The sequence below is a fragment of the Pseudogemmobacter humi genome (assembly GCF_900609055.1).
Taxonomy (GTDB): domain Bacteria; phylum Pseudomonadota; class Alphaproteobacteria; order Rhodobacterales; family Rhodobacteraceae; genus Pseudogemmobacter; species Pseudogemmobacter humi.
In genome coordinates this window covers 1-6400 of the sequence record NZ_UXAW01000042.1, presented here as the reverse complement: position 1 = coordinate 6400, position 6400 = coordinate 1, and the positions used below count along the sequence as shown (strand labels likewise).

The 6400-nt window shown below is 66.4% G+C and carries 8 protein-coding genes; 5 read left to right on the top strand and 3 right to left on the bottom strand.

What is annotated here, in order from left to right:
- The 3 genes from XINFAN_RS04040 to XINFAN_RS04030 form a co-directional block, all read right to left on the bottom strand.
- Positions 1 to 93 (bottom strand): GTP-binding protein (locus XINFAN_RS04040; protein WP_018590913.1); only part of this gene is annotated, 93 nt, incomplete at its 3' end.
- Positions 94 to 186: 93 nt separating this feature from the next.
- Positions 187 to 843, bottom strand: a complete 657-nt coding sequence (locus XINFAN_RS04035) for a hypothetical protein (protein WP_233352119.1) — start codon at positions 841 to 843, stop codon at positions 187 to 189.
- Between the two features lie 176 nt (positions 844 to 1019).
- Positions 1020 to 3323: a DNA topoisomerase IV subunit A gene (locus XINFAN_RS04030; protein WP_124085208.1), complete on the bottom strand. Its 2304-nt coding sequence runs from the start codon at positions 3321 to 3323 to the stop codon at positions 1020 to 1022.
- A gap of 152 nt (positions 3324 to 3475) precedes the next feature.
- Here XINFAN_RS04030 and XINFAN_RS04025 point away from each other — a divergent pair, with 152 nt between their 5' ends.
- From XINFAN_RS04025 to XINFAN_RS04005, 5 genes are all read left to right on the top strand, one after another.
- Entirely contained in the window at positions 3476 to 4114 is a 639-nt protein-coding gene (locus XINFAN_RS04025) for an SH3 domain-containing protein (protein WP_124085207.1), read from the top strand.
- A gap of 68 nt (positions 4115 to 4182) precedes the next feature.
- The gene (locus XINFAN_RS04020) at positions 4183 to 5010 is read left to right on the top strand and encodes an SDR family NAD(P)-dependent oxidoreductase (protein ID WP_124085206.1); all 828 of its coding nucleotides are present in this window, start codon (positions 4183 to 4185) and stop codon (positions 5008 to 5010) included.
- 72 nt (positions 5011 to 5082) lie between these two features.
- The gene (locus XINFAN_RS04015) at positions 5083 to 5283 is read left to right on the top strand and encodes a twin transmembrane helix small protein (protein WP_124085205.1); all 201 of its coding nucleotides are present in this window, start codon (positions 5083 to 5085) and stop codon (positions 5281 to 5283) included.
- 16 nt (positions 5284 to 5299) lie between these two features.
- Positions 5300 to 5890 (top strand): cob(I)yrinic acid a,c-diamide adenosyltransferase, encoded by a 591-nt coding sequence (locus XINFAN_RS04010; RefSeq protein ID WP_124085204.1) that lies wholly within the window; start codon positions 5300 to 5302, stop codon positions 5888 to 5890.
- Positions 5891 to 6139: 249 nt separating this feature from the next.
- Positions 6140 to 6400 (top strand): electron transfer flavoprotein subunit beta/FixA family protein (locus tag XINFAN_RS04005; protein ID WP_435530845.1); only part of this gene is annotated, 261 nt, incomplete at its 3' end.

Below are 6400 nucleotides of genomic sequence, written 5' to 3'. Positions count from 1 at the left end.
CGCAGCCGTCAGAGTCGTCTTGCCGTGGTCAACGTGACCGATCGTCCCGATGTTGACGTGCGGTTTATTCCGTTCAAACTTTGCCTTTGCCATCGTGGCCGCCCTTGCTGCTGCGGACCCCCGTCCCCGGGCGCCCATGGTTCACTCGGGCGGCGATCTACCGGGACGGGCTGAGAAAATCAAGCCTCAGTTGGCATCCGCGCCCGCTTCCGCCGCCCCCGCGGGGGCAGGATCCCCGGCCGGCGTCTCCTCGGGCGGGGCGGCGGCGATCCTGGCCTCGCGCTCTTTCAGCGCCGCGTCGAGTTCCCCGCGCGTCATGCCGAACCATTCGGGATGTTCCAGCAGCCAGTCCTCGACCTTCTTCGCCGCGTTGAAGCTCAGGGCCTCCATCTGCTGGGCCTTGGTGCGCGTCAGGCCGGTGCCGATCACCGTCTCGCCCGAGAGGCTCTCGAAAACGGTGATCTGATGGCCCTCGGGGTTGAGCTTCTTCTCGGCGGCGTCGTCCCAGATATTGGCGGTGATGACGAGGACAGATTTCGGCGCCGCGACCACCGGGATGCCCGGGGGCGCCAGCGCATAGCCGTCGACCGAGATGCCGATGTTGTAGATCCGGCTGCCCTCGTAGCGGCCGAAGCGGTCGGCGACGGCCTGTTTCATCGCCTGCTCCCATTCCGCGGGGCTGGCATCGCGCGAGATCGGCACCTTCTGCACATTCTCGGCGACGATGATATTATGGCCGAGGACGAAATCGCCCAGCGGAACCGGCGGATCCTTCAGATCGTTCTTCGCCCCGCAGGCGGCGAGCAACGTCAGCAAGAGGGCGGCGGACAGGCGCAGGATCAAGGGCGGTCTCCGTCGGATCGTTTCCCCGGGGATACCCGAGCCGGGCCGCCGCCGCAACGGGCGCGCAAGAGGCGGGGCGTCGCGTCAGCGCCGGTTTCTTCAAAGAAACCGGCCCGGAATTTTCAAAAATTCCGGGCGCGCGTCAGGTGAAACGCCCGTCTGGCTGAAACGGTCGCCTAGTTGAAGCGGTTGTCGCGGGGGAAGCCGCGCGGCGCCATCTTGCCCGCGCCGGCCCGTGGCCCGAGCCATTCGTTCAGATCGGTCTCGGTGCGGGTGCGCCCGGCCGGATCCTTCCAGCACAGGCCCTGGGTCAGCGCGAAGGTCACCGCATCCGACAGCCCGCCGTCCTTGTATTTCTGAAGCCGCACGCCCTTCCCCTTGTTCATCTCGGGAAGCTGCACCAGCGGGAACACCAGCAGCTTGCGGTTCTCGCCCACCACCGCGACGTGATCGCCCGCGACCCGGCGGCAGAGCGCGGCGCGCGCGCCGTCCTTCACCGTCAGCACCTGTTTGCCGGCCCGGGTCTGCGCCACCAGTTCCTCGGCCGGGACCACGAAACCGTCGCCCGCGGTCGAGGCGACCATGTATTTCTCGCCCGGGCGGAACAGGATCATATCGGTGATCCCGGTGTCGTTGGGCAGGTCGATCATCAGCCGCACCGGCTCTCCCATGCCGCGGCCGCCAGGCAGGTTGGCGCCCAGAAGCGTGTAGAACCGGCCATTCTCGGCCACGATCAGGATCTTGTCGGTGGTCTCGGCGTGGAAGGCGAAACGCGGCCCGTCGCCGTCCTTGTATTTCTGCTCGGCGCTCAGATCGGCATGGCCCTTGAGCGCGCGGATCCAGCCCATCTTCGAGCAGATCACCGTGACCGGCTCGCGCTCGATCATCGCCTCGAACGGCACGTCCTCGACCTCGCCCGCCTCGGTGAAGGCCGAACGGCGGTCGCCCAGAGCGGTTCCCTTGCCGAATTTCCTGCGGATCTCCTCAAGCTCCTCGCCGATCTTCTTCCACTGGCGCTTTTCGCTTTCCAGCAGGTCGGCAAGGCCCGCGCGTTCCGCCATCAGCGAATCGCGTTCCCGGCGCAGTTCGATCTCTTCCAGACGGCGCAAGGACCGCAGCCGCATGTTCAGGATCGCCTCGGCCTGAACTTCGCTCAGCTCGCCCTCGCCCGGGCCGGGGCCGACGTAATCCTTTTCGCTGAGCGCGCGCGGGAACACGCCGCCCCAGGTCTCACGCATCAGCGCCGCCTTCGGATCCTCGTCGTAGCGGATGATGTCGATCACCCGGTCGAGGTTCAGATAGGCGATGATGAAGCCTTCCAGCACCTCAAGCCGGTGGTCGATCTTTTCGATCCGGTGGGTCGAGCGGCGGCGCAACACCTCGCGCCGGTGGTCGAGGAAGGCGCGCAGCACCTCTTTCAGCGAGCAGACCTTCGGCACCCTTCCGTCGATCAGCACGTTCATGTTCAGGCTGAACCGGGTCTCCAGATCCGAGTTGCGAAACAGCATCCCCATCAGCATGTCGGGATCGACGGTGCGCGCCCGCGGCTCCAGCACGATGCGGATGTCTTCGGCGCTTTCATCGCGCACATCGGCGAGCAGCGGCACCTTCTTCAGCTGGATCACCTCGGCCAGCTTCTCGATCAGCCTGGATTTCTGGACCTGATAGGGGATCTCGGTGACGATGATCTGCCACTGACCGCGGCCCAGATCCTCGACCTGCCATTTCGCCCGGATGCGGAAGGCGCCGCGCCCGGTCTCATAGGAGTCGCGGATCGACTCCTTCGGCTCGACGATCACGCCGCCGGTGGGGAAATCCGGGCCGGGGATATGCTCCATCAGCCCTTCGACGCTGATGTCGGGATCTTTCAGCATCGCATGGCAACCATGGATCAGTTCGTCCAGGTTGTGCGGCGGGATATTGGTCGCCATCCCCACGGCGATCCCCGAAGAGCCGTTCGCCAGCAGGTTCGGGAAGGCGGCGGGCATCACCACCGGCTCTTCCAGCGTGCCGTCGTAATTGGGGCGGAAATCGACCGCGTTCTCGGCCAGCCCCTCCATCAGCGTCTCGGCCAGCGCGGTCAGCCGGGCCTCGGTGTAGCGCGAAGCGGCGGGGTTATCGCCGTCGATATTGCCGAAATTGCCCTGGCCGTCGACCAGCGGGTAACGGACGTTGAAATCCTGCGCCAGCCGCGCCATCGCATCGTAGATCGCGCTGTCGCCGTGCGGGTGATAGTTGCCCATCACATCGCCCGAGATCTTGGCGGATTTGCGGAAGCCCCCGGTCGCGGTCAGCCGCAGCTCGCGCATGGCGAACAGGATGCGCCGGTGCACGGGCTTCAGCCCGTCGCGCGCATCGGGCAGCGCCCGGTGCATGATGGTGGACAAAGCATAGGTCAGATAGCGCTCGCCGATGGCGCGCGACAGCGGCTCGGAAAGCGTCAGACCACCGGATATGGGTTCTTCGTCTTCGTCGGACATGGATCTTGTGTATTGCGCGGCCCGCCGCTGGTCCAGACGGATTTCGCGCGCGGCACCCCGCCTTTCACCGCGGGGGCCGGATTTTCCCCCTGAACCTTCGCGGAAAGTTATGCTAACAAGGTCCTGCTGCTGCAAGATTTCCGGTGAATCCCATGTTCCGTCCCGTTCTGCTGCTTTCTGCGGCCATGTTCGTCACCCTGCTGATCGCGGGGAACGACCGCGGCCAGATGCGCCCGGGGCTGGCGCGCGCGGTGGCCGGGGGGGAACAGATCGTGAGGCTGGAGCGGAGCTTCTCGCCCACGGTGGTCGCCGCGCCGCAGCCCGAGCCCGAAGGCTTTGCAGCCGCCCTGCCGCCGCCGGTCGAACTGATCGAGGCGCCGAAGATCGCCAGCGTGCCGAAAGAGGAACCGCTTCCCGCGGAAGAACCCGCGGCAAAGCCGGTCTTCACCCTGTCCGCCCTGCCCGGCCTCGGCGGCGACCGCGCGACGCTGGACGAGAGCGCGGAACCGGCGGAAGCCGCGCAATCGCTTTACGCCGATCCGACCGATGGCGGCGCGCTGAACACCGCCCCCGGAACCGCCAGGGGCGACGACATCCGCATCGTCAGCGCCAGTTCGGTCAATGTCCGCCTCGGGCCTTCGACCGGGGCCGAAGTCGTGGGCAAGCTCTATGATGGCGAGGCGGTGCGCGTGATCGGCACCGCCGGTTCCGAATGGGCCGAGGTCGCCATCGAAGGCGACGGCATCCGGGGCTATGTCGCCGCCCGCTTTCTGGAACCTGCCGGTTACTGACCGTCACGGCAGGTTTGACGCCGCCCGCGTTTTGCCCCTAAGGCTGTGGGCAAAAAACGGGCAGAACCATGGACAAATCGATTCTGATCACCGGATGCTCCTCGGGCATCGGGCTTGACGCCGCCCGCGGGCTGAAAGCGCGCGGCTGGCGGGTCTTCGCCACCTGCCGGCAAGAGGCCGATTGCGACCGGCTGCGCGCCGAAGGGCTTGAGAGCTTCGTGCTCGACTATGCCGACGAGACCAGCATCGCGCAGGCCGTCGAACGGGTGCGGGAGTTGAACAACGGCCGCCTCGGCGCGCTGTTCAACAACGGCGCCTTCGCCTGCCCCGGCGCGCTGGAAGACCTGCCGCGCGGCGCCCTGCGCGAGATATTCGAGGTCAATCTCTTCGGATACCACGACCTTGCGCGCCGGGTGATCCCGATGATGCGCGCGGCGGGCGCGGGCCGGATCGTCAACTGCTCGTCGGTGCTGGGCCTCGTGCCGATGAAATGGCGCGGCGCCTATGTGGCGACGAAATTCGCCATGGAGGGCATGACCGATGTGCTGCGGCTGGAGATGCGCGGCACCGGGATCGGCGTCGTGCTGATCGAGCCCGGCCCGATCACCAGCCGCATCCGCGAAAACTCGATCCCGCATTTCGAGAAATGGATCGACTGGGAGAACTCGCCCCGCGCCGAAGAATACCGCAGCCTGCTGCACCGGCTGTATAAAGCGAAGGATGCCCCCGACAGGTTCGAGCTGCCCCCCGCAGCCGTGACGGCGCAACTGGTGAAGGCGCTGGAAAGCCCCCGGCCCCGGGCGCGCTATTATGTCACCCGGGCGACATATCTGATGGCCTTCGCGCGCTGGATTTTGCCGCGGCCCCTGCTCGACTGGCTGATCACCAAAGGCTGAAACGACCATTTCGCGCTTCGCATTGGCGAGCGTCTGGCCTAAACCGGAACCAGCAACCCCGGAGGTGCCGCCATGCTGAGAGATCCGCTTTTCCTGACCGCCGCCGCCGCGGCGCTGGCGGTTGCCGCGATCCTTGTCTTCGGGATCGGCACTTTCGCGCGCGGCGGCGAATTCAACCGCCGCAATGCGAATCGCATCATGCGCTGGCGGCTGCTGGCGCAATTCGTGGCGGTGGCGCTGATCGTCGCCTTCGCCTGGATCCGCCGCGGCTGAAGTACTGGAGAGAACCATGGTCGTCCTGTCGAAAATCTACACCCGTACCGGCGACAAGGGCGAGACCGCGCTGTCGAACGGCAGCCGCGTGGCCAAACATTCGCTGCGGGTCTCGGCCTATGGCACGGTGGACGAGACCAATGCCACCGTCGGCCTCGCGCGGCTGCATGCCGGTGAGGATATGGCCCCGGCACTGGCGCGGATCTCGAACGATCTGTTCGACCTCGGCGCCGATCTCGCCACCCCCGACCGCCATCTCGACGAAACGCTCTCCTATACGCCGCTGCGGATGATCGCGCCCCAGGTCGCGCGGCTGGAAAGCGAAATCGACGTTATGAACGCGCGGCTTACGCCTTTGCGCAGCTTCATCCTGCCCGGCGGCAGCGCGCTTGCCGCGCAGCTGCATCTGTGCCGCACCGTCTGCCGCCGCGCCGAGCGCCTTGCGGTGGAACTGGCCGCGGCCGAGGATGTGAACCCCGAGGCGGTACGCTATCTGAACCGCCTGTCGGACTGGTTCTTCGTCGCCGGGCGCATCGCCAATGACGACGGCAAGAGCGACGTGCTCTGGGTTCCCGGCCTGACGCGGGGGGACGCCGCGGCAGGCTGAGCGCACCGCGCCCCTTCGCATCGCCGCCCGCCGCATCGCCGACGCCCTCCCGGCGAACTGGCCGCCTGCGCTTGCCGAACGGCCCCGGGGCACGCCACGGCCGGCTGATCGGAGTTTCGCATCACTAATGCGACGTAGTGCGATCCGATCCTGTCGCATTTCCTCTGTTTTATCGTCCTCCCCTGCGCTAACAACCTGCCGGGAGCTTGCGAGGGCGCACCCGCGCCCGCAGAGATGGAGATGTGGCGCATGAAGGTGTTGGTGCCTGTCAAACGGGTTATTGACTACAACGTTAAGGTTCGCGTGAAGGCGGACGGCAGCGGTGTTGATCTTGCGAATGTTAAGATGTCGATGAACCCGTTCGACGAGATCGCGGTGGAAGAGGCGATCCGGCTGAAAGAGAAGGGGATCGCGACCGAGGTGGTCGTGGTCTCGATCGGGGTCAAACAGGCGCAGGAGACGCTCAGGAACGCGCTCGCGATGGGGGCCGACCGCGCCATCCTGATCGAG